20 protein-coding genes and 1 pseudogene are annotated in these 21,792 nt (G+C 61.3%); 15 read left to right on the top strand and 6 right to left on the bottom strand.

The genetic code is table 11. The features are described from left to right. The first annotated feature begins 20 nt into the window (after window positions 1–20). Together pta and BFQ03_RS25860 are read left to right on the top strand one after the other, a co-directional pair. Window positions 21–2,120 carry a phosphate acetyltransferase gene (gene pta, locus BFQ03_RS25855; protein ID WP_032857730.1) on the top strand — a complete coding sequence of 700 codons (2,100 nt, stop codon included), beginning with the start codon at window positions 21–23 and terminating at the stop codon, window positions 2,118–2,120. After that, on the top strand, window positions 2,121–3,020 hold the full coding sequence (locus BFQ03_RS25860; RefSeq protein ID WP_065944296.1) for an acyltransferase: 900 nt from the start codon (window positions 2,121–2,123) through the stop codon (window positions 3,018–3,020). 88 nt (window positions 3,021–3,108) lie between these two features. On the opposite strand, the gene cysN is transcribed toward BFQ03_RS25860, so the two are convergent. From cysN to BFQ03_RS25875, 3 genes are all read right to left on the bottom strand, one after another. After that, on the bottom strand, window positions 3,109–5,007 hold the full coding sequence (cysN, locus tag BFQ03_RS25865) for a sulfate adenylyltransferase subunit CysN (protein WP_032857734.1): 1,899 nt from the start codon (window positions 5,005–5,007) through the stop codon (window positions 3,109–3,111). Between the two features lie 9 nt (window positions 5,008–5,016). Continuing rightward, a complete protein-coding gene (gene cysD / locus BFQ03_RS25870; RefSeq protein WP_032857736.1) occupies window positions 5,017–5,934 on the bottom strand; it encodes a sulfate adenylyltransferase subunit CysD in 918 nt (305 codons plus the stop codon). 260 nt (window positions 5,935–6,194) lie between these two features. Beyond that, complete coding sequence (locus tag BFQ03_RS25875) at window positions 6,195–6,953, bottom strand: Nif3-like dinuclear metal center hexameric protein (RefSeq protein ID WP_032857738.1); 759 nt, start codon at window positions 6,951–6,953, stop codon at window positions 6,195–6,197. 102 nt (window positions 6,954–7,055) lie between these two features. Between BFQ03_RS25875 and algW the strand changes: the two genes are divergently transcribed. The 3 genes from algW to BFQ03_RS25890 all read left to right on the top strand — a co-directional run bounded on the left by algW (window position 7,056) and on the right by BFQ03_RS25890 (window position 11,123). Beyond that, the gene (algW, locus tag BFQ03_RS25880) at window positions 7,056–8,210 is read left to right on the top strand and encodes a Do family serine endopeptidase AlgW (RefSeq protein WP_032857740.1); all 1,155 of its coding nucleotides are present in this window, start codon (window positions 7,056–7,058) and stop codon (window positions 8,208–8,210) included. Between the two features lie 75 nt (window positions 8,211–8,285). Continuing rightward, window positions 8,286–10,391 carry a TonB-dependent siderophore receptor gene (locus BFQ03_RS25885; protein WP_065944297.1) on the top strand — a complete coding sequence of 702 codons (2,106 nt, stop codon included), beginning with the start codon at window positions 8,286–8,288 and terminating at the stop codon, window positions 10,389–10,391. A 12-nt stretch (window positions 10,392–10,403) separates the two neighbouring features. Further along, complete coding sequence (locus BFQ03_RS25890; RefSeq protein WP_032857743.1) at window positions 10,404–11,123, top strand: DUF4198 domain-containing protein; 720 nt, start codon at window positions 10,404–10,406, stop codon at window positions 11,121–11,123. 117 nt (window positions 11,124–11,240) lie between these two features. On the opposite strand, the gene hemH is transcribed toward BFQ03_RS25890, so the two are convergent. After that, window positions 11,241–12,263 (bottom strand): ferrochelatase, encoded by a 1,023-nt coding sequence (gene hemH / locus BFQ03_RS25895; protein WP_065944298.1) that lies wholly within the window; start codon window positions 12,261–12,263, stop codon window positions 11,241–11,243. 14 nt (window positions 12,264–12,277) lie between these two features. Further along, window positions 12,278–13,177 carry a TIGR01777 family oxidoreductase gene (locus tag BFQ03_RS25900; RefSeq protein ID WP_065944299.1) on the bottom strand — a complete coding sequence of 300 codons (900 nt, stop codon included), beginning with the start codon at window positions 13,175–13,177 and terminating at the stop codon, window positions 12,278–12,280. A 196-nt stretch (window positions 13,178–13,373) separates the two neighbouring features. Between BFQ03_RS25900 and BFQ03_RS25905 the strand changes: the two genes are divergently transcribed. The 10 genes and pseudogenes from BFQ03_RS25905 (at window position 13,374) to BFQ03_RS25945 (ending at window position 21,180) form a co-directional block, all read left to right on the top strand. Further along, on the top strand, window positions 13,374–14,360 hold the full coding sequence (locus tag BFQ03_RS25905; protein WP_065944300.1) for an NAD(P)/FAD-dependent oxidoreductase: 987 nt from the start codon (window positions 13,374–13,376) through the stop codon (window positions 14,358–14,360). Then, window positions 14,357–14,572, top strand: a complete 216-nt coding sequence (locus BFQ03_RS25910) for a TIGR02450 family Trp-rich protein (protein WP_065944301.1) — start codon at window positions 14,357–14,359, stop codon at window positions 14,570–14,572. The genes BFQ03_RS25905 and BFQ03_RS25910 overlap by 4 nt, the downstream gene beginning before the upstream one ends. Before the next feature lie 110 nt (window positions 14,573–14,682). Next, window positions 14,683–15,654: a YbgA family protein gene (locus BFQ03_RS25915; protein WP_065944302.1), complete on the top strand. Its 972-nt coding sequence runs from the start codon at window positions 14,683–14,685 to the stop codon at window positions 15,652–15,654. Between the two features lie 3 nt (window positions 15,655–15,657). Continuing rightward, window positions 15,658–16,584 (top strand): MerR family transcriptional regulator, encoded by a 927-nt coding sequence (locus tag BFQ03_RS25920; RefSeq protein WP_065944303.1) that lies wholly within the window; start codon window positions 15,658–15,660, stop codon window positions 16,582–16,584. Then, the gene (gene phrB, locus BFQ03_RS25925) at window positions 16,585–18,024 is read left to right on the top strand and encodes a deoxyribodipyrimidine photo-lyase (protein ID WP_065944304.1); all 1,440 of its coding nucleotides are present in this window, start codon (window positions 16,585–16,587) and stop codon (window positions 18,022–18,024) included. It begins immediately after the preceding gene. Beyond that, on the top strand, window positions 18,017–18,439 hold the full coding sequence (locus tag BFQ03_RS25930) for a nuclear transport factor 2 family protein (RefSeq protein WP_065944305.1): 423 nt from the start codon (window positions 18,017–18,019) through the stop codon (window positions 18,437–18,439). Before phrB ends, BFQ03_RS25930 begins: the two co-directional genes overlap by 8 nt. Further along, window positions 18,436–19,218, top strand: coding sequence for an SDR family NAD(P)-dependent oxidoreductase (locus BFQ03_RS25935; RefSeq protein WP_065944306.1), 783 nt, complete (start codon window positions 18,436–18,438; stop codon window positions 19,216–19,218). Before BFQ03_RS25930 ends, BFQ03_RS25935 begins: the two co-directional genes overlap by 4 nt. After that, a complete protein-coding gene (locus BFQ03_RS25940; RefSeq protein ID WP_065944307.1) occupies window positions 19,215–20,462 on the top strand; it encodes an NAD(P)/FAD-dependent oxidoreductase in 1,248 nt (415 codons plus the stop codon). The genes BFQ03_RS25935 and BFQ03_RS25940 overlap by 4 nt, the downstream gene beginning before the upstream one ends. Window positions 20,463–20,510: 48 nt before the next feature. Continuing rightward, window positions 20,511–20,684: pseudogene (locus tag BFQ03_RS30060) on the top strand (SAM-dependent methyltransferase); the annotation flags it as partial. Between the two features lie 190 nt (window positions 20,685–20,874). Beyond that, window positions 20,875–21,180, top strand: coding sequence for a YkgJ family cysteine cluster protein (locus tag BFQ03_RS25945; RefSeq protein WP_032857765.1), 306 nt, complete (start codon window positions 20,875–20,877; stop codon window positions 21,178–21,180). 73 nt (window positions 21,181–21,253) lie between these two features. Here the strand turns inward: BFQ03_RS25945 and BFQ03_RS25950 are convergent, their stop codons facing one another. Further along, window positions 21,254–21,772, bottom strand: a complete 519-nt coding sequence (locus BFQ03_RS25950) for an acyloxyacyl hydrolase (RefSeq protein WP_032857767.1) — start codon at window positions 21,770–21,772, stop codon at window positions 21,254–21,256. Window positions 21,773–21,792: the final 20 nt, after the last annotated feature.

Genomic DNA, 21,792 nt, shown 5'->3' on the forward strand with positions numbered 1-21,792 from the left:
TGCACCTCCAGAGAATTCGCATGCAGACTTTTTTTATCGCGCCCACCGATTTTGGTGTGGGTCTGACCTCCATCAGCCTTGGGCTGGTGCGTACCCTTGAGCGGGCCGGGCTGAAAGTCGGCTTCTTCAAGCCGATTGCCCAGCCGCACCCTGGCGACACCGGGCCTGAACGCTCCACCGAGCTGGTGGCGCGCACCCACGGCCTGAAACCGCCACAACCCCTGGGCCTGGCCCATGTCGAGCGAATGCTCGGCGATGGCCAGCTCGATGAACTGCTCGAAGAAATCATCACCCTTTACCAGCAGGCCGCCGTGGGCAAGGACGTGCTGATTGTCGAGGGCATGGTGCCAACCCGCAGCGCCAGCTATGCGGCCCGGGTCAACCTGCACCTGGCCAAAAGCCTGGATGCCGAAGTCATCCTCGTCTCTGCGCCGGAAAACGAAGTGCTGACCGAACTGTCCGGTCGCGTGGAATTACAGGCGCAACTGTTCGGCGGCCCGAAAGACCCGAAAGTGCTCGGCGTGATCCTCAACAAGGTGCAGACCGACGAAAGCATGGAAGCCTTCGCCGCCCGCCTCAAGGAGCATTCGCCGTTGCTGCGCAGTGGCGATTTCCGCCTGCTGGGCTGTATTCCGTTCCAACCGGAGCTCAATGCGCCGCGCACCCGTGACGTGGCCGACCTGATGGGCGCCCAAGTGCTCAATGCCGGTGACTATGAAACCCGGCGCATGACCAAGATCATCATTTGCGCGCGCACCATGCGCAACACCGTGGAACTGCTCAAGCCCGGTGTCTTGGTGGTGACACCGGGAGACCGTGACGACATCATCCTCGCCGTCAGTCTGGCCGCAATCAATGGCGTGCCCCTGGCCGGTCTGTTGCTGACCAGCGACACCCTGCCCGACCCGCGCATCATGGATCTGTGCCGTGGCGCGTTCCAGGCCGGGTTGCCGGTGTTGTCGGTGAGCACTGGCTCCTACGACACCGCCAACCAGCTCAACAGCCTGAACAAGGAAATTCCGATTGATGACCGCGAGCGCGCGGAGATCATCACCGACTTCGTCGCCAGCCATCTGGACGCGCGCTGGTTGCACCAGCGTTGCGGCACGCCACGGGAGATGCGCCTGTCACCGGCGGTGTTCCGCTACCAGTTGATCCAGCGTGCCCAGGCGGCCAACAAGCGCATTGTGTTGCCCGAAGGCAGCGAGCCGTTGACCGTGCAAGCCGCCGCCATTTGCCAGGCCCGGGGCATTGCCCGTTGCGTGTTGCTGGCCAAGCCGGCCGACGTCGAAGCCGTGGCCCGTGCCCAAGGCATCGAGTTGCCCGAAGGCCTGGAGATTCTTGACCCGGACCTGATCCGCGAGCGTTATGTCGAACCGATGGTGGCGCTGCGCAAGAGCAAAAGCCTCAACGCACCGATGGCCGAACAGCAACTGGAAGACACCGTGGTCATCGCCACGATGATGTTGGCGCTCGATGAAGTGGACGGCCTGGTCTCCGGTGTCATCCACTCCACCGCCAATACCATCCGCCCGGCCTTGCAACTGATCAAGACCGCACCGGGCTGCACCCTGGTGTCGTCGGTGTTTTTCATGCTGTTCCCCGAGCAGGTGCTGGTGTACGGCGACTGCGTGATGAACCCGCACCCAAGCGCGGCGGAACTGGCGGAAATCGCCCTGCAAAGCGCCGACTCGGCCGCCGCCTTCGGCATCACCCCGCGGGTGGCGATGATCAGCTATTCCAGCGGTGACTCGGCCAGCGGCGAAGAGGTGGAAAAGGTCCGCGAAGCCACCCTGCTGGCCCACGAACAACAGAGTTCGCTGCTGATCGACGGCCCGTTGCAGTACGATGCCGCCGCCAACGAAAGCGTCGCCCGACAACTGGCGCCCAATAGCCAGGTGGCGGGCAAGGCCACGGTGTTTGTGTTCCCCGACCTCAACACCGGCAACACCACCTACAAGGCGGTGCAACGCAGTGCCGATTGCGTCAGCCTCGGCCCGATGCTGCAAGGCCTGCGCAAACCTGTGAACGATCTGCCCCGTGGGGCCCAGGTGGATGACATTGTCTACACCATCGCCCTGACCGCGATTCAAGCCGCCAACCGACCTATGGATATCTAAATGCTGGATTTTCTGCCTGCCGCCGTGCGCGGGGTGATCGCCTCGCTGCTGCTGGCGTTGAACACGATCCTGTTGTGCTCGTTCCTGTTTATCGTCGCGCTGTGCAAGCTGCTGCCGTTTGCCAAGCGCTTGAGCGAGTGGCTGATGAACCACACCCACGAGGCCTGGATCAGCAATAACAAGGCCTGGATGAACCTGGTGCGCCGTACACGCTGGCACCTCAAGGGCCTTGAGGGGCTGGATTACCAGCACTCGTACCTGGTGACCAGCAACCATCAGAGCTGGGTCGACATCATGGTGTTGCAGTACGTGCTCAATCGTCGCATCCGCCCGCTGAAGTTTTTCCTCAAGCAGGAACTGATCTGGGTGCCGGTGATTGGCCTGGCGTGGTGGGCTTTGGGCTTCCCGTTCATGAAGCGCTACACCAAGGCCTATCTGGAAAAACACCCGGAGAAGAAAGGCAAGGACCTGGAAACCACCCGCAAGACCTGTGCGAAGTTTCGCGACAACCCGGTCGGCATTTTCAACTTTGCCGAAGGCACGCGATTTACCGAGGGCAAGCATGCGCAGCAGCAGTCGCCGTTCCGCTACCTGCTCAAACCCAAGGCCGGTGGGATTGCCTTTGTACTGGATGCCATGGGCGAGCAGTTGAAGTCGCTGGTGAACGTGACCATTCACTACCCTGGCGGGCGTCCTGGTTATTGGGACCTGCTGTGCGGCAATGTGCGGGAGGTGGTGGTGCAGTTTGAAGAGGTGCAGATCCCGGCCGAGTTCATTGGCAAGAATTATGAGCAGGATGGGGAGTATCGGGCGGCGTTCCAGGGCTGGATCAATAACCTGTGGACTGAAAAGGATGCCCTTTTAGACCAGCTTCACACGGATTATCCTGCCTGTCGCTGAGCAAAAATGTGGGAGCGGGTTGTTTTCAAGATCCCACAAAAAGCCCGCCACCGAGTAATCGGTGGCGGGCTTTTTGTGACAGCAAGGTTTAGATCGCGCCGCGCTGGCGCAGCAGTTCCAACACCTGCTTGACGCTGTCGTCCACCGACAGGGCCTGGGTGTCGATCACCAGGTCGGCATTCAACGGCACGTCGTACGGGAACGACTCGCCGGGGATGTTATCCCCACCGGCTGCGTACAAACCTTGCGGGTCACGCTCGGCACACACCAGCGGCGATGCCTGCACATACACGGTGAGCAAGCGATCACTGCCGATCAACGCCTTGGCCTGTTCACGGCCTTCGGCATCCGGCGCAACAAACGCGGCCAGGGTCAGCAGGCCGGCTTCGTTGAACTGACGCGCCACGTGGGCGGCACGACGCCAGTTCTCGGTACGCCCGGCACGATCCTGTGGCAGGCCTTTGTTCAGGTCATGCCGCAGGTTCTGCCCATCCAGTACAAACACCGCACGACCCATGTCGAACAGCTTGCGCTCGACTGCGTAGGCCAGGGTGCTCTTGCCTGCGCCCGACAGGCCACTGAACAACACGGTGGCCGGCTGCTGGCCGAAACGCTGCGCACGCTCTTCGGTGGCCACGTGGGCCAACTTGCCATGTTGCGCCGCGCCGCCATGGCCGACCGGTGGCGCGATAATCATGCCCGCCGCCACGGTGCCGTTGGTCAAACGGTCGATGACGATAAAGGCGCCAGTGGTGCGGTTGCTGGCGTAACCGTCCAGGGCGATGGCCGCGTCGAGGCTGACCTTGACCCGGCCGATCTCGTTCAACTGCAAGGCACTGGCCGGACCTTCTTCCAGGGTGTTCACGTCCACGCGATGAACAATGCTGGTGATCGAGCCCGGCACGTAGCTGGTCGCACGCTTGATGTCGTATTTCTTGCCCGGCAGCATCGGTTCCTCGGCCATCCACACCAGCATGGCGTCGAAGGCGTCGGTCACTTGCGGCACGTTGTCGGCATGCACCAGCAGGTCGCCACGGGATATGTCGATCTCGTCTTCCATGGTCAAGGTCACGGCCTGGCCGGGACCTGCGTGTTCCAGTTCACCTTCGAAGGTGACGATGGACTTGACGCGACTGCTCTTGCCCGACGGCAACACCACAACCTCGTCGCCCTTGTGCACCACGCCGCTGGCCAGGGTGCCGGCAAAGCCACGGAAGTTCAGGTTCGGACGGTTGACGTACTGCACCGGGAATCGCAGGTCGGTGTAGTTGCGGTCGTTGGCGATCTCGACGGTTTCGAGGATCTCCATCAGCGACTGGCCGGTGTACCAGGGCGAACGCTCGCTCTTGTTCACCACGTTGTCGCCCTTGAGCGCCGACATCGGCACGAAGGCCAGGGTGCTCGGCTTGAACGCGATGCCGTCGGCAAACTTCAGGTAATCGGCCTTGATCGACTCGAACACGCTTTGGTCAAAGCCATTGATGTCCATCTTGTTGACGGCCACCACAATGTGTTTGATGCCCAGCAACGAGGCGATAAAGCTATGGCGCCGGGTCTGGGTCTGCACGCCGTAGCGCGCGTCGATCAGGATGATCGCCAGGTCACAGGTGGACGCACCGGTGGCCATGTTGCGCGTGTACTGCTCATGGCCTGGAGTGTCGGCAATGATGAACTTGCGCTTGGCGGTGGAGAAATAGCGGTAGGCCACATCGATGGTGATGCCCTGCTCACGCTCGGCCTGCAGGCCGTCGACCAGCAACGCCAGGTCGATGTCGTCACCGGTGGTGCCGACTTTCTTCGAATCACGGGTGATGGCTTCCAGGTGATCTTCGTAGATCATCTTGGAGTCGTGCAACAGGCGCCCGATCAAGGTGCTCTTGCCGTCGTCGACGTTGCCACAGGTCAGGAAGCGCAGCATTTCCTTGCGTTCGTGCTGGCCCAGGTAGGCGAGGATGTCCTCGCTGATCAAATCAGATTGATGCGACATGACAGCCCCTTAGAAATAGCCTTGACGTTTTTTATCTTCCATGGAGCCTGCGCCATCGTGGTCGATGACCCGGCCCTGGCGCTCGGAAGTTCGCGTCAGGAGCATTTCCTGGATGATGTCCGTCAGCGTCTCGGCTTCGGACTCCACCGCGCCCGTCAACGGGTAGCAGCCAAGCGTACGGAAACGTACTTTCTTTTTGACGATGCGGGCTTTGTCTTCGTCGGACAGGTGTTCGAGGATGCGGTCATCGTCGATCATGATCAACGTGCCGTTCTTCTCGATCACATCACGCTCGGCGGCGAAGTACAGCGGCACGATCGGGATGCCTTCCAGATAGATGTACTGCCAGATGTCCAGTTCGGTCCAGTTGGACAACGGGAACACACGGATCGACTCGCCCTTGTTGACGTTGCCGTTGTAGACGTTCCACAGCTCCGGGCGCTGGTTTTTCGGGTCCCAGCGGTGCTTGCTGTCGCGGAACGAGTACACGCGCTCTTTGGCACGGGATTTCTCTTCATCGCGACGGGCGCCGCCGAAGGCTGCGTCAAAACCATGCTGGTCCAAGGCCTGTTTGAGGCCTTCGGTCTTCATGATATCGGTGTGCTTGGCGCTGCCGTGGGTGAACGGGTTGATGCCCTGCGCCACACCGTCCGGGTTGACGTGAGTGATCAGGTCCAGGCCCAGTTCCTCGACCATGCGGTCGCGGAACTTGTACATTTCCTGGAATTTCCACTGGGTGTCCACATGCATCACCGGGAACGGCAGCTTGCCCGGGAAGAATGCCTTGCGCGCCAGATGCAGCATCACGGCGGAGTCTTTGCCGATGGAGTAGAGCATTACCGGGTTGTCGAACTCAGCGGCAACCTCACGGATGATGTGGATGCTCTCCGCCTCCAGCTGTTTCAGATGCGTCAGTTTGTCGACCATGGCTACTCACGGGAAAACGATTCTTTTTGGACGGCCTGCGGGCCGTGTTCGAGCGAGGCATGCTAGCACAGCACCTTCTTCTATTCAGGGAGCTGGATAGATCGAAACGGTATATGAATATGCCGCCGAGTTTGGCGTGGAACGCGGACAAATGTGGGAGGGGGCTTGCTCCCGATTGCAGTGTGTCATTCAACAGATTGGTTGACTGAACCACCGTAATCGGGAGCAAGCCCCCTCCCACATTTGTTCGGTGGTATCTGTCAGATCGGGTTGGGGCAGTCGATGAACAGATGTTCCAGGGCAAAGCGTCGGGCCAGGTAATCCCCCAGGGCCTGCACGCCATAACGCTCGGTGGCGTGATGGCCGGCAGCGATGAAGCTGATGTCGTTTTCCCGCGCGCTGTGGAAAGTCTGCTCCGACGCTTCGCCGCTCAAGTACAAATCGACCCCGGCCGCCACGGCCTGGTCGATATAACCCTGGCCGCCGCCCGTGCACCAACCGACGCGGCGGATCATGGCGCTGCCTTCGATCAGCAGCGGCTCGCGGCCCATGGTTTCCTGCACGCGGCGGGCGAAATCCCGCGCCGACAGCGGTTCCGCCAGGGAGCCTACGAGGCCGACGACCTTGAGGTTGTCCGGGTCCAGCGGGCCTTCGACGGTGATGTCCAACTGGCGGGCCAACTGCACGTTGTTGCCCACGTCCGGGTGCAGGTCCAGCGGCAGGTGATAGGCCAGCAGGCTGATGTCATGCTTGAGCAGGGTCTTGAGCCGGCGCTGTTTCATGCCGGTGATGCAAGGGTTTTCGCCCTTCCAGAAATAGCCATGGTGCACCAGCACCAGGTCCGCCTCGGCTTCCACCGCGGCATCCAGCAACGCCTGGCTGGCGGTCACGCCACTGACAATGCGCAACACTTGCGGCCGGCCCTCGACCTGCAGGCCGTTGGGGCAGTAGTCGGCAATTTTCGCGCTGTTCAAGTAGCGATCCGCTTCTTCAACCAGGGTGCTCAGGGCGACGGCCATAAAAGACTCCTAAATATCCCGTTCAGAGGCGCTCGCGGCCTCGTATAATGCGCGACATTATGGGCGCTCCCACGCCCCCTGCAACCTGTCAGGACTTACTTGATGCTCAAGGCGCTGCGTTTTTTTGGATGGCCATTGTTGGCCGGCGTGCTGATCGCGATGCTGATCATTCAGCGTTATCCGCAATGGGTCGGCCTGCCAAGCCTGGACGTCAACCTGCAACAAGCACCGCAAACCAGCGCGGTGCAACAAGGCCCGGTGACCTATGCCGATGCGGTGGTGGTTGCGGCGCCCGCCGTGGTCAACCTGTACACCACCAAGGTCATCAACAAACCGGCGCACCCGCTGTTCGAAGACCCGCAGTTCCGGCGTTTTTTCGGCGACAACTCGCCCAAGCAGCGGCGCATGGAATCAAGCCTCGGATCCGGGGTGATCATGAGCCCGCAAGGTTACATCCTGACCAATAACCACGTGAGCACCGGCGCCGACCAGATTGTGGTGGCCCTGCGTGATGGCCGCGAAACCCTGGCGCGGGTGGTGGGCAGCGATCCGGAAACCGATCTTGCGGTGCTGAAAATCGACCTGAAGAACCTGCCATCCATCACCATCGGCCGCTCCGAAGGCCTGCGGGTCGGTGATGTGGCCCTGGCGATCGGCAACCCGTTTGGCGTCGGCCAGACCGTGACCATGGGCATCATCAGCGCCACCGGGCGCAATCAGTTGGGCCTCAACAGTTACGAAGACTTCATCCAGACCGACGCGGCGATCAACCCAGGTAACTCCGGCGGCGCGCTGGTGGATGCCAGTGGCAACCTGACGGGCATCAACACCGCGATTTTCTCCAAGTCCGGCGGCTCACAGGGCATCGGTTTTGCGATCCCGGTGAAGCTGGCGATGGAAGTGATGAAGTCGATCATCGAGCACGGCCAGGTAATCCGTGGCTGGCTGGGGATTGAAGTGCAACCGCTGACCAAGGAGTTGTCGGAGTCCTTTGGACTGACCGGGCGCCCAGGCATCGTGATCGCCGGCATCCTGCGCGGCGGCCCGGCGGAAAAGGCCGGGATGCAGGTCGGCGACGTGATCCTCAGCATCGACGGCGAACCGGCTGGCGATGGCCGTCGGTCAATGAACCAGGTGGCGCGGATCAAGCCGACGGAAAAGGTCGCGATCCAGGTGATGCGCAACGGCAAGGAAATCAAGTTGCTGGCCGAAGTGGGCCTGCGTCCACCGCCTGCACCGGTGAAAGAGCAAGAATAAAGGCCTCACCTTAAAGAGATATATTCTCAATGGTCATGTTATATTATTTCAATATTGATATTGGAATGTTAGACCATGACGTCTCGAAAGTTTGCCCCCCTGGCCGGTCTCGCCTTGGGGTTGCTGGTGGACCCGGTGTTTGCAGAAGACACCAACACCCTTGAACTGGGCACCACCAGCATCACCGGCGAGGCGTATGAGTCCGCCACCGGCCCGGTCAAGGGCTATCGCGCGACCCGTTCGGCCAGCGCGACCAAGACCGACACCGCCCTGCGGGATATTCCACAATCGATCAGTGTGATCCCCGCCAAAGTGCTCAAGGACCTGGGCAGCAACAACGTCGAACGCGCCCTGGAATTTGCTGGCGGCGTGTCCAAGCAGAACAACTTTGGTGGCCTGACGCTCTACGAATACAGCGTGCGCGGCTTCACCACCTCGGAGTTCTACCAGGACGGTTTCAGCGCCGCCCGTGGTTACCCCAGCACCCCGGACACGGCCAATATCGAACGCATCGAAGTGCTCAAGGGCCCTGCCGCCAGTTTGTATGGCCGTGGCGACCCCGGCGGCACCGTGAATATCGTCACCAAGAAACCCCAGCCCGAAGCCTTCACCACTGTGCAGACCAGCGCTGGCAGTTGGGACCGCTACCGTACCGCCCTCGATATCAACACCCCGCTGGACAGCGAAGGCACCGTGTTGTCGCGGGTCAACCTGGCGGTGGAAGACAACCACAGCTTCCGCGACCACGTGCAGAGCAAGCGAGTGTTTGTCGCGCCGTCTTTCAGCTGGCAACTGGACCCGGACACTAGCCTGCTGGTGGAAAGCGAATTCGTGCGCCACAGCTCGACCTTCGACCGTGGCATCGTCGCGCCGAATAACCGTTGGAGCGGCATGTCCCGCTCGACCTTCCTCGGCGAGCCCAACGACGGTGATATCGACAACCACAACAACCGCCTGCAAGCCACCCTCGAACATCACCTGAACGATGCCTGGCAACTGCGCCTGGCCAGCCATTACAAACAAGGCAGCCTGTGGGGCTACGCCTCGGAAAACCGCGCACTGAATGCCGACGGGCATACCATCAACCGCCGCTACCGCGAGCGCTCCATGGGTTGGCATGACAGCATCACCCAACTGGAACTGCGTGGCCGGTTCGATATCGGCAGTTGGCAGCATGAGTTGCTGATCGGCACCGAGTACGAGGACTACCGCAAGAAAGAGCGCGTCACCGCCATCGCCGGCAGCTATCCCATCGACATCTACAAGCCGATCTACGGCCTGGCCAAGCCCAATGGCCAGCGCTCGGGCAGTGACTTCCTTGCCCAGACCAAAAGCCAGGCGCTGAACCTGCAGGATCAGATCATCTTTACCGACCGCTTGCGCGGCATGCTCGGTGCGCGCCTGGAGCACGTTGAACAAAGCTCGGATAACTTCACCAACGGTAAAAAAAGCCAGAAAACCCACGACGTCATAACCCAGCGCGCCGGCTTGCTGTACCAACTGACGCCGCAAGTGGGGGTGTTCGCCAACGCCTCCACCTCATTCAAACCGCAAAGCGAGCTGGACGCGGCCGGGGATTTCCTCAAGCCCGAGGAGGGCGTCGGTTATGAAGTGGGGATCAAGAGCGAGCTGTTCGACGACCGCTTGAGCACCACCCTCGCCGCCTTCCATATCGACAAGGAAAACACCCTGGCCACGGACCCGGCCACCGACACCAAACGCGCCATCGGCAAGGCCCGCAGCCAGGGTTTCGACCTGCAATTGACCGGGCAACTGACTGACGCCGTGCGAGTGATTGGCGCCTTTGCCTATATCGACGCCGAAGTGACCAAGGGTGACAAAGATATCCCCACCGGCAGCCGCATTCTCGGCGTGGCCAAGCGCAGTGGCAGCCTGTTGGGCGTGTATGAATTCCAGGATGGCGCCCTGCGCGGTTCTGACCTTGGCGCCGCCTTTACCTATGTCGGCGACCGCTCCGGCGAAGCCGGCAAAAGCTTTGAATTGCCGGCCTACCACACCGTCGACCTGCTGGCCCATTACAAGGCCAGCGATAACGTAACCGTTGGCCTGAACCTCAACAATCTGTTCGACGAGAAGTACTTCGAGCGCTCCTACAGCAACTACTGGGTCACCCCCGGAGAGCCGCGCAACTTCACCGTCAGCCTGACCCTCAACCTGTAAAAGGACCTCACCATGCAAGCGCTCAAATCATTGGCCGTGCTCGGCCTGCTGTTCGCCACCCAGGTATCGGCCCATGGCTTGTGGACCGAGCAACGCCGTGGGCATATCGAAGTGGTCTACGGCCACGGTGCCGAGGACGAAGCCTTCAAGGCGAATAAGGTCAGCGGTGCCTGGGCCTATGACGCGAGTGGACGGATGATCCCGGTGACCGTGCAGCGCCTCAACGACCAGGCGCGCCTGCAGCCGCTCAAGTCCCCTGCCGTGCTGGCCGTGGCGTTTGATAATGGCTTGTGGTCGCAAACCCCGGACAAGAAATGGGTGAACCAGGGCCGCAGCCAGGTCCCCGGCGCCATCGAAACCACCCAGGCCCTGAAGTACAGCCTGGCGATCTATCAGGCCGGGGCGAAGCTGCCCAGCCTGGATCAGTTGAAAATGGTGATCGTACCCGAGGTCGACCCACTGACTGTCGGCCCAGGCAAGCTGCTGCCCGTGCGCGTGCTGATCGATGGCAAGCCTGCGGCCGGGATCAAATTGATTGGCGACTACCGCAGCGCGCCGAACACCTTGAGCACCGAGACCGACCAGGATGGCCGGGCCCAGGTACTGGTGCGCAACGAGGCGTTGAATGTGATTGCGGCGCAGGTGGAAGTACCGGTCAAAGGCGATAGCGAGATTCAGACCCGCGCGCTGTTCAGCTCACTGACCTTCCTTGGCCAACCGCACCACGAATAAACACTACTGAACCCTGTAGGAGCTGGCTTGCCTGCGATGCAGGCACCTCAGTGTGTCAGTCACACCTCGGTGATGCTATCGCAGGCAAGCCAGCTCCCACACAAGCCCGCTGCCACGTTAGAGGCTGACGGGGGCTCTTTCACACAAGGTATTGAGCGCCGCCGCCCACTGCGGATCATCATTGAGGCACGGTACCAATACCAACTCCTCGCCCCCGGCTTCGCGAAATTGCTCCAGCCCGCGATCACCAATCTCTTCCAGGGTCTCGATGCAATCGGCGACAAACGCCGGGCACATCACCAGCAATTTCTTCACACCCTGCCGGGCCAGCGCTTCCAGGCGGGCTTCGGTATAGGGTTCGATCCATTTCGCCCGGCCCAGGCGCGACTGGAACGCCACCGACCATTTATCGTCCGGCAGGCCCATGCGCGCAGCAAAGTCGCGGGCGACGCTGAAGCATTGCCCGCGATAACAGGTGGTGCGCACTTCAGGCGAGGAATTGGCGCAGCAGTCACCCGCGCCTTCGAGCGAATGCCCGGGGTTGAGTTTGTTCAGGTGCCGCTCCGGCAGGCCGTGGAAGCTGAACAGCAGGTGATCATAATCCTGCTGCAGATGTGGCTTGGCACTGGCCACCAGGGCGTCGAGGTATTCCGGCTGGTCGTAGAACGGTTGCAGGATCGAGAACTGCAGGTCGAGCTGCTTGTCCCGCACCACTCGCCGTGCTTCTTCAATCACGGTCGTCACGGTGCTGTCGGCGAACTGTGGGTACAACGGCGCCAGCGTGACCTTGTGGATGCCCTGCCCGGCCAGGCGGCTCAGCACGCTCTCGATCGAGGGCTCGCCATAACGCATCGCCAGCTCCACCGGCCCCTGGGTCCACTGGGCGGTCATCTGCTGTTGCAGGCGCCGGCTGAGCACGACCAGCGGCGAGCCCTCGTCCCACCAGATCGAGGCGTAGGCATGGGCCGACTGTTCGGGACGCTTGATCAGAATCAGCGACACCAGCAAGCGCCGGACCGGCCACGGCAGGTCAATCACATACGGGTCCATCAAAAACTGATTGAGGTAGCTACGCACATCGGCCACCGAAGTGGACGCCGGTGAACCCAGGTTGACCAGTAACAACGCGTGATCCGTCATGCAACATCCTATCTCTAGAGGCGGCTGGACAAGTCGTCCAGGGCCGCGTGCAACTCAGTGAACTGAAAAGTGAAACCGTCAGCCAACAACCGCTCGGGTAGCGCCTTCTGCCCGCCCAGCAACAGGCCGGACAACTCTCCCAACCCTACCCGCAAGACAAACGCCGGCATGGGCATGAACGCCGGGCGGTGCAGGACCTGGCCCAGGGTCTTGGCGAACTCGCGATTGCGTACCGGATGCGGCGCGCAGGCATTATAAGGACCGCTGGCATCAGGTTTGTGCAGAAGAAAATCAATCAGGGCGATTTGATCCTTGATATGCACCCACGGCATCCACTGCCGACCGCTGCCGATAGGCCCGCCCAGGGCCAGTTTGAACGCCAGCACCAGCCGCGACAAAAAGCCGCCCTCAGCCGCTAGCACCAGGCCAGTACGCACCAAAACCACCCGCAAGCCCAATGCCTCGGCGCGCTGGGCGGTTTCTTCCCAGGCGATGCACAACTGACTGGGGAAATCGTCCTGCACCGGGCCGCTGGCTTCGGTCAACTCACGCTCACCGCCATCGCCGTACCAGCCCACCGCCGAACCGCTAATCAAGAGCGCAGGTTTCACCGCCAGGCCCTCAAGCCAGGCCAGCAAGGTTTCCGTCAGACTGATCCGGCTGCTCCACAGCAACGCCTTGCGCTTGTGCGTCCAGAGACGATCGGCAATCGGCGCACCCGCCAGGTTGATAACCGCGTCCACCGGCTGCGTTATGTCCTGCAAACGGGCGACACCCTGCACCTGCTCACCACACAACCTGGCGACTTGCGCGGGGTTGCGGCTCCAGACCGTCAACCGATGCCCCTGGGCGCTCCAGTGCTGGCAGAGCTGGCGGCCGATCAGACCCGTACCGCCGGTCAGCAAAATATGCATGAGATCTTCCTCCTGTAGCGTTGGCCGGGCATCGCTGGTCTATTTTATATGCAGGGATCTTTTTAATTGGCCAGACCTAGGCTTAACCATAGGTCACGCCACACGTTAAGGCATGCCGAAACTTATACCAAAAAACAATATTGTACAGCTATTGGTGTCGGCGTAGTCTGTACCCAAAGGTAAAACGAGGCCTCCCATGACTGTTCCCATCGCGATCATCGGTACCGGCATCGCCGGACTTTCGGCCGCCCGAGCGTTAAACGATGCCGGGCACGTTGTACAACTCTTCGATAAAAGCCACGGCAGTGGCGGGCGCATGTCCAGCAAGCGCACCGAGGCCGGCGCACTGGACCTGGGCGCACAGTATTTCACCGCGCGCGACCGACGCTTCGTCAATGAAGTGCAACGCTGGCAAGCCAATGGTTGGGCTGCCGAGTGGGAGCCGCAGCTCTACAACTGCCAATCCGGACAACTGAGCCCCTCCCCTGACGAACAGACCCGCTGGGTCGGCACCCCGCGCATGAGCGCTATCACCCGCGCACTGCTCGATGACCTGCCAGTGGAGTTTGGCTGCCGTATCACCGAAGTGTTCCAGGGCCAGCAGCACTGGAACCTGCTGGACGCCGACGGCGACAATCATGGCCCCTTCAGCCATGTGATTATTGCCACACCGGCGCACCAGGCCACAGCCCTGCTGGCTGCGGCGCCCAAACTGGCGAGCACGGCGGCCGGGGTGAAAATGGACCCGACCTGGGCCGTCGCCCTGGCCTTCGAAACGCCATTGGATACCCCGATGGAAGGCTGTTTCGTACAAGACAGCCCCCTCGACTGGTTGGCCCGCAACCGTAGCAAACCAGGGCGTGACGCCACGCCGGACATCTGGATCCTGCACGCCACCAGTGCCTGGAGCAAACAGCACCTGGACTTGCCCAAGGAAGCCATCATCGAGTTGTTGCACGGCGCCTTTGCCGAACTGCTGCACTGCAGCATGCCGGCACCCTCCTTCAGCCTTGCCCACCGCTGGCTGTATGCCCGGCCTGCTGGCGGCCATGAATGGGGAGTATTGGCCGATGCCGACCTGGGCCTGTATGTCTGTGGCGACTGGTGCCTGTCGGGCCGGGTCGAAGGTGCCTGGCTCAGCGGCCAGGAAGCGGCGCGGCGCCTGCTTGAACACCTGCAATGAAGCGCATCAATCCGGCGAAGTTGCTGTTATCAAAATGGACAGCAACCCGCCCTCGGCACAAGGAAAAGCATTTCCTGGTCACCGAGCTGTTCCGCGATGAACAAGGCACGGTACTGGAGATTGAACTACAGGCCGTGCTGACCCGACGGGCAGAACGCCTGGCCTGGCACAACCTGCAAGATGCCGAGCACTGGAAAATGGGTTGGAAGTAACCTCGACCGAAAAACCTGTACAAAATATTTGACTTGTACACATCAAAACCTATGATGAGATTAGTTGTACAGGAAATAATCCCTGTACAGGAATTTTGCAGAGGTTTGCCATGCCCAGCCCCGCGCCCACCACCGGCAAACCCAGGATCGCCATCAGCGCCTGCCTGCTCGGCGAGAACGTGCGTTTCAATGGCGGGCACAAGCAATCGCCCCTGTGCAGCCAGGCACTCGCCGACTACTTCGACTTTGTGCCTCTGTGCCCCGAAGTCGCCATCGGCCTGGGCGTCCCCCGCGAGCCGATTCGCCTGGTGGGCGACCCGCAACAACCGCAAGCCGTGGGTACCGTCCACCGCGACTTGAACGTGACCGGCGCACTGGACGCCTATGGTCAGGACATGGCCGCCGAGCATACCGACCTGTGCGGCTACATTTTCATGCAGAAGTCACCGTCCTGTGGCCTGGAGCGGGTCAAGGTCTACCGCGACAACGGCACCCCGGTCGATGGTGGCGGGCGTGGGATCTATGCCCAGGCATTCTGCGCCCGCCACCCCAACCTGCCGGTGGAAGAAGATGGCCGCCTGCACGACCCGGTGTTGCGGGAAAATTTCCTGACCCGGGTGTTTGTCTACGCCACATGGCAGCAATTGCTTGTTGAAGGGCTGACCCGTCACCGTCTGCTGGCCTTCCACTCGCGCTACAAATACCTGTTGATGGCCCACAGCCCGGCCCACTACAAAAGCCTGGGCAACCTGTTGGGCAGCATGGGCAAGGGCTGCGACCTGCAAGCCCTTGCCGCTGACTATTTCAGCAAGCTAATGAGCGCACTGAAAAAGTGCGCCACCCGCGGCACCCACTCCAACGTGCTGCAACACATCAGCGGTTACCTCAAGCAGGTCATCAGCGCTGAAGACAAACAGGAAATGCAGACCCTGATCGGCCAATACCGTCACGGCATCGTGCCGCTGGTGGTACCGCTGACCCTGCTCAAGCATCACTTTCGCCAACACCCGGACCGCTACATCGCGCAGCAGGCGTACCTGCAACCGCATCCGGAAAACCTCAGCCTGCGCAATGCGATTTAACCCATGAACGTTTCTACGCAACACCCCGCCGAAGACTTGGCCCTGGCCCTGGAGCAAGGCTGGCTGCCGATCCGCGAAGTGGCCCGCCAGACTGGGGTCAACGCGGTGACCCTGCGTGCCTGGGAGCGTCGCTATGGCCTGATCGTGCCGCAGCGCACGCCCAAGGGCCATCGGCTGTTCAGCGCCGAGCATGTGCAGCGCATCCAGACCATCCTGACGTGGCTCAACCGCGGCGTGCCGGTCAGCCAGGTCAAGCAGTTGATCGACAACGCCCAGCCGGTGGACAACAGCGCCGAAAACGAATGGCAGGACCTGCGCCAGACTCTGGTACACGCGATCAGCCAACTGGCCGAGCGCCGGGTGGATGATGTGTTCAACCAGGCCATGGCCCTCTACCCACCGCGCACCCTGTGCGAACACCTGTTGTTGCCGCTGCTCAAGGAGTTGGAGCAGCGCTGGCAGGGCCAATTCGGCGCGCAAATGGAGCGGGTGTTTTTCCATTCCTGGCTGCGCAGCAAATTCGGCGCGCGGATGTATCACAACAATCGCCAGCTTAATGGCCGCCCTTTATTGCTGATCAATCATTCCGACCTGCCACTTGAGCCCCACCTGTGGTTGAGCGCCTGGCTGGCCAGCAGCGCCGATTGTCCGGTGGAGGTCTTCGACTGGCCGCTGCCCACCGGCGAACTGGCCCTGGCGGTCGAACACCTGCAACCGCGGGCCGTGTTGCTGTACTCAAGCAAGGCCATCAATCTGGCGGCCCTGCCGAAACTCTTGAGCGGCACCCGTTGCCCAATCCTCATCGCCGGACCAACGGTGTGCATCCATCAGGCCGAGTTGGCGGTATTAACCCAGGACATCCCAGAACTGTTGTTGGCCGAAGACCCGTTGTCGGCCCACCAGCTCTTGACCCAGCGCGGGCTTCTCTAAATGCATCTGATCTGGCTGCGCAGCGACCTGCGCCTGCATGACAACACCGCCCTCGCGGCCGCCTGCCAGCGCGGCCCGACGGCGGCGGTGTACCTGATCACTGCCGAGCAGTGGCTGGCCCATGACGATGCGCCGTGCAAGGTGGACTTCTGGCTGCGCAACCTCAAGACGCTGAGCCAAGCCCTGGGCCAACTGAATATTCCCCTGCTGATCCGCCATGCCGACACCTGGGATCAGGTACCACAGGTGCTGGTCGAGTTATGCCAGGCCTTGTCGGTCGAGACGGTTCACGTCAACGACGAATACGGAATCCACGAAAGCCGACGCGATGCCGCCGTGGCCCAGGCCCTGGAAACACAAGGCGTGAGCTTTCACCGCTACCTGGACCAACTGCTGTTCCAACCCGGCAGTGTGCTGACCAAGACCGGCACCTACTTCCAGGTGTTCAGCCAGTTTCGCAAGGTCTGCTACAACCGCCTGCACAGCACCCTGCCACGCCGGATACCGACACCCAAGGCCCAGGCCACACTGCCATTGGCCAGCGATGCCGTTCCCGAGCAGGTCAAGGGATTTGCCCCACCCAGCGACACCCTACGCGCACTCTGGCCGGCGGGAGAAGACGAGGCGCACCGACGCCTTGGGCAATTTGCCGACGCGCAGATCAGCTACTACAAGGACGAGCGCGACTTCCCGGCCAAGCCCGGCACCAGCCAGTTGTCTGCGTACCTCGCGGCTGGCGTGGTTTCGCCGCGCCAGTGTCTGCATGCCGCATTGCAAAGCAACCAGGGTGAATTCGAAAGTGGCGACACCGGTGCCGTCACCTGGATCAACGAGCTGCTGTGGCGTGAGTTCTACAAACACATCCTGGTGGGCTACCCACGGGTGTCGCGCCATCGTGCCTTTCGCCCGGAAACCGAAGCCGTGGCCTGGCGTCACGCGCCCGAGGACCTCGCCGCCTGGCAGGAGGCGCGTACCGGTCTGCCGATCATTGATGCTGCGATGCGCCAGTTGCTGGAAACCGGCTGGATGCATAACCGCCTGCGCATGGTGGTGGCGATGTTCCTGACCAAAAACCTGCTGATCGACTGGCGCGAAGGCGAGCGCTTCTTTATGCGTCACCTGATCGACGGCGACCTGGCAGCCAACAACGGCGGCTGGCAATGGAGTTCGTCCACCGGCACCGACTCGGCGCCATACTTCCGGATTTTCAGCCCGCTGAGTCAGTCCGAGAAGTTCGATGGCGAAGGGCGTTTCATCAAGCAGTGGCTGCCGCAACTGTCGGGTCTGAACAAGAAGGACGTGCACAACCCCGACGCCGCCGGCCTGTTTGGCGTGGCCGACTACCCACGGCCCATCGTCGATCTGAAGCGTTCCCGTGAGCGCGCGTTGGCCGCCTTTCGCGCCCTGCCCTCGCGCCAGGCGGGAGGCGTGTATGAGTGATTTCCTGCGTCAGTTTGCCAATTCCTTCGCTACTCTGGACAAACACAACCTGTACCTGCTTGACCGTTTGTACAGCCAGGACATCAACTTCACTGATCCACTGCACCAGATCCACGGCATCAGCGCGCTGAAAGCGTACTTCGCCGAGCTTTACATCAAGATCAGCCAACTGCATTTTGACTTCCACGGCTTCGACCACGTGACCGAAGGCGAGGGTTATTTGCGCTGGACCATGAGCTTTTGCCACCCGCGACTGGCGGGCGGCCAGCAGATTCAGGTCGAGGGCTGCTCCCACCTGTTATGGCACGACAAGGTTTACCGGCACCGCGACTATTTTGATGCCGGAGCGCTGCTTTACGAACACCTGCCGGTACTGGGCCCAATTGTTCGTTGGTTAAAAGGGAAAATGGCATGAGCCTGATATCGCCACGCCGTTACTGGCTGACGGGGGCAAGCAGTGGTATTGGCGCCGCACTGGCCGAAGAGTTGCTCGGCAGCGGCGCACAGGTGGCGCTGAGCGCGCGCTCCAAGGCACCGCTGGAGCAGCTTGCCCAACGTTATCCGGGGCAAGTGCTGGTGGTAGCCGGCGACTTGACCAACAGCCAGGTGGTACGCGAAATCGGCGAGCACATCACGCAAGCCTGGGGCGCCCTGGACACGGTGATTTTGAATGCCGGTACCTGCGAATACGTGGATGCCAGGCAATTCGATGCCTCGATTATCGAACACGTGGTGCGCACCAACCTGCTGGCCAGCAGTTATTGCATCGAGGCCGCCTTGCCGCTGCTGCGTGCCGGGCAAACCCCGCACCTGGTCGGCGTCGCCAGTGCCGTCACGTACCTGCCGATGCCCCGCGCAGAAGCCTACGGCACATCCAAGGCCGGCCTGCGCTACTTGTTCGAATCCCTGCGCATCGAACTGTCTCCCGAAGGCATAGATGTGACCGTGGTCAGCCCCGGTTTCGTCGATACGCCTTTGACCGAACGCAATGATTTCCCGATGCCCTTGAGCTGGCCGGCCGATAAGGCCGCGCGGCATATTTTCGACAAACTGCAAAAGCGCCCACTGGAGATCGCCTTCCCGGCGCTGTTTATCGCCACCCTGTGGCCGCTGTCGAAACTGCCGAACCGCGCGCAGTTGATCATCGGCAAGCGCATGCTGCGCAGCCCGCCGCCGCACAAGGACAACCTGTGAAGATCGCCATTGTCGGCAGCGGAATTTCCGGGCTGACCAGTGCCTATCTGCTCAGCCGCCGCCATGACATCACCGTGTTCGAAGCCGGCGGCCGGATTGGCGGCCACACCCACACGATCGACGTGACGGTCGAGGGCCAACGGTATGCGGTGGACACCGGCTTTATTGTGTTCAACGACTGGACCTACCCCAACTTCATCCGCCTGCTGGGGCAGATCGGCGTGCCGTTCAAGCCGACCGAGATGAGTTTTTCGGTGTGCGCTCCCGAGGAAAATGTCGAGTACAACGGCAACAACCTCAACAGCCTGTTCGCCCAGCGCAGCAATATCCTGTCCCCGGGTTTCTGGGGCATGTTGCGCGACATCCTGCGCTTCAATCGCCAGGCGCCCCTGGATTTGCAGGAACAACGCATCAGCGCGCAGATGACCCTGGGCGAATACTTACAGGCGGGCAACTATGGCCCGCGTTTCATCCGCCACTACATCGTGCCCATGGGCGCAGCGATCTGGTCGATGCCGCTGGCGGACGTGCTGGAGTTTCCGCTGCAGTTCTTCGTGCGCTTCTTCAAGAACCACGGTTTGCTATCGGTGAATAATCGGCCGCAATGGTGCGTGATTGAAGGAGGTTCCAGCCGCTATATCGAGCCGCTGACCCGCTCGTTTCGCCAGCAGATCCGCCTCAACTGCCCGGTGCACAAGGTCGAGCGTACGCTTGAGGGGGTCGTGATCCACAGTGCCGATGGCCGTGAACATTTCGACAAGGTGATCTTCGCCTGCCACAGCGACCAGGCCCTGGCCCTGCTGGAGGATCCGAGCCTGGCCGAGCAACAGATCCTTGGGGCGATGACCTACGCCGACAACGACGTGGCCCTGCACACCGACACCCGTTTGCTGCCCGACCGCCCGCTGGCCTGGGCCAGTTGGAACTATCGGCTGGACGCCAGCACGCACAAACCGGCAGCCGTCACCTACGCCATGAACATCCTGCAAGGCATCGACAGCGCCACCACCTTTTGCGTCAGCCTTAACCAGACCGCGATTATCAACCCGCTGAAAATCCTCGCCCGCTACACCTACGCCCATCCGCAATACAGCCTGGCGGCGGTAGCGGCACAAGCGCGCTGGGAAGAGTTGCATGGCGCCCGGCACACCTATTACTGCGGGGCCTACTGGGCCAGCGGCTTTCATGAGGACGGTGTGGTCAGCGCCCTGCGCGTGGCCCAGGCCTTTGGGGAAACCCTGTGAAGTGACCAACACCCCGTGGCGCGAGCGCTATCACTATGTGCTGCCAAGTTGCAGATCGTCAGCCGCGACACCGATATGAACCTGCTGCACATGGAAGACTTCGGCCTGTATTACGCGCGAACCCTGCGCTTGTGGGAGTTCTACCTGTGCTATTGCGAAGGTGGCTTTATGGAACGCACTATCGGCACCGCGCAATTGCTGCTGGGGCGTTTCAGTGCTTAAACCGTAGGAGCGAGCTTGCTCGCGAAAAACTTGAGAGCACCGCGTTTAACCAGAAAACCTGCGTTATCGTTGGCGCCCTTCGCGAGCAAGCTCGCTTCTACAGGGGTTGGCAAGCGACGCAACAGCAAAAAAACTGAAACCGGTCGGCTTTAGCTTGCAGCTGGACGCTTGAAGCTTGAAGCTGCGCCCCATGACCACCATCCCCCACACCCAAATCACCGAACCCGCCGTCACCTGTGCCACGTGCGCAGCCTGCTGCTGCCAGCTGGAAGTCATGCTGATCACCGACACCGGCGTGCCTGATCGCTTTATCGATACCGACGACTGGGGTGGCGAAGTCATGCTGCGCCTGGACGATGGCTGGTGCGCGGCGCTGGATCGCGACACGATGATGTGCACCATCTATGAAAAGCGACCGTTGATTTGCCGGGAGTTCGAGATGGGCGCGCCGGAGTGCATTGAAGAGCGCCAGGGGATTGCGACGGTCTACCGCTGATTCTGCAAACGGTGAAGATCAAATGTGGGAGCAAGCCCGCTCCCACATAGGTTGTGCATGTGCCTGGGGAATATCAGAGCGCCATTGTGTAGTTCAACGAGTAGCTCTCGATACCATCGTTATGGCTGCTGATGCCCGCATTGGAATAGTGCGTGGCACGGATCCCCACCTGATGCCCACCGGCAAAGCGCAGGCCAAAGCCCAGGCGATCTTCAAACTGGAAAGCCTGGCCAATGTTGCTGTCTTCGACACGGGTGCGTGAAAACAGCGCCACGCCAATCCCCGCTTCGATGTAGGGTTTGACAGACTCGCCGGCGAACTCGTACACAAACACCGGCGAAAAGGACAGGCTGCTGACACTGGCGCGTTTGTCACCATCCCAGAAGGTATAAGCGCCGCTCCAGTAGCCGGTCAGGCGACCGACATCGCTCTGCCACCAGCTCTTGTCCCAGTCCGATTGCAGGCCCAGACGATAGGTCATGGTCGAATCACTGGTATGCCCCACCCCAAATTCCAGGCCGGCAGCCTGGGCCGAAACCGAGTGTCCCACCACTACGGCTGCAATCGCAGCCACACAGAACAAGCGCTTCATAAGAAACATCCTTTACCAAA

Source organism: Pseudomonas sp. 25 R 14 (genome assembly GCF_900004755.1).
GTDB lineage: Bacteria > Pseudomonadota > Gammaproteobacteria > Pseudomonadales > Pseudomonadaceae > Aquipseudomonas > Aquipseudomonas brenneri.

What these genes read in the sequence shown, in the direction of transcription:
- BFQ03_RS25915 (WP_065944302.1), top strand. Translation starts at nt 14,683, where the DNA reads ATGCCCAGCCCCGCGCCCACCACCGGCAAACCCAGGATCGCCATCAGC.
- hemH (WP_065944298.1), bottom strand. Translation starts at nt 12,263, where the DNA reads ATGACGGATCACGCGTTGTTACTGGTCAACCTGGGTTCACCGGCGTCC.
- BFQ03_RS25890 (WP_032857743.1), top strand. Translation starts at nt 10,404, where the DNA reads ATGCAAGCGCTCAAATCATTGGCCGTGCTCGGCCTGCTGTTCGCCACC.
- BFQ03_RS25885 (WP_065944297.1), top strand. Translation starts at nt 8,286, where the DNA reads ATGACGTCTCGAAAGTTTGCCCCCCTGGCCGGTCTCGCCTTGGGGTTG.
- pta (WP_032857730.1), top strand. Translation starts at nt 21, where the DNA reads ATGCAGACTTTTTTTATCGCGCCCACCGATTTTGGTGTGGGTCTGACC.
- algW (WP_032857740.1), top strand. Translation starts at nt 7,056, where the DNA reads ATGCTCAAGGCGCTGCGTTTTTTTGGATGGCCATTGTTGGCCGGCGTG.
- BFQ03_RS25950 (WP_032857767.1), bottom strand. Translation starts at nt 21,772, where the DNA reads ATGAAGCGCTTGTTCTGTGTGGCTGCGATTGCAGCCGTAGTGGTGGGA.
- BFQ03_RS25900 (WP_065944299.1), bottom strand. Translation starts at nt 13,177, where the DNA reads ATGCATATTTTGCTGACCGGCGGTACGGGTCTGATCGGCCGCCAGCTC.
- BFQ03_RS25930 (WP_065944305.1), top strand. Translation starts at nt 18,017, where the DNA reads ATGAGTGATTTCCTGCGTCAGTTTGCCAATTCCTTCGCTACTCTGGAC.
- cysN (WP_032857734.1), bottom strand. Translation starts at nt 5,007, where the DNA reads ATGTCGCATCAATCTGATTTGATCAGCGAGGACATCCTCGCCTACCTG.
- BFQ03_RS25905 (WP_065944300.1), top strand. Translation starts at nt 13,374, where the DNA reads ATGACTGTTCCCATCGCGATCATCGGTACCGGCATCGCCGGACTTTCG.
- cysD (WP_032857736.1), bottom strand. Translation starts at nt 5,934, where the DNA reads ATGGTCGACAAACTGACGCATCTGAAACAGCTGGAGGCGGAGAGCATC.
- BFQ03_RS25935 (WP_065944306.1), top strand. Translation starts at nt 18,436, where the DNA reads ATGAGCCTGATATCGCCACGCCGTTACTGGCTGACGGGGGCAAGCAGT.
- BFQ03_RS25920 (WP_065944303.1), top strand. Translation starts at nt 15,658, where the DNA reads ATGAACGTTTCTACGCAACACCCCGCCGAAGACTTGGCCCTGGCCCTG.
- BFQ03_RS25945 (WP_032857765.1), top strand. Translation starts at nt 20,875, where the DNA reads ATGACCACCATCCCCCACACCCAAATCACCGAACCCGCCGTCACCTGT.
- BFQ03_RS25860 (WP_065944296.1), top strand. Translation starts at nt 2,121, where the DNA reads ATGCTGGATTTTCTGCCTGCCGCCGTGCGCGGGGTGATCGCCTCGCTG.
- BFQ03_RS25875 (WP_032857738.1), bottom strand. Translation starts at nt 6,953, where the DNA reads ATGGCCGTCGCCCTGAGCACCCTGGTTGAAGAAGCGGATCGCTACTTG.
- phrB (WP_065944304.1), top strand. Translation starts at nt 16,585, where the DNA reads ATGCATCTGATCTGGCTGCGCAGCGACCTGCGCCTGCATGACAACACC.
- BFQ03_RS25910 (WP_065944301.1), top strand. Translation starts at nt 14,357, where the DNA reads ATGAAGCGCATCAATCCGGCGAAGTTGCTGTTATCAAAATGGACAGCA.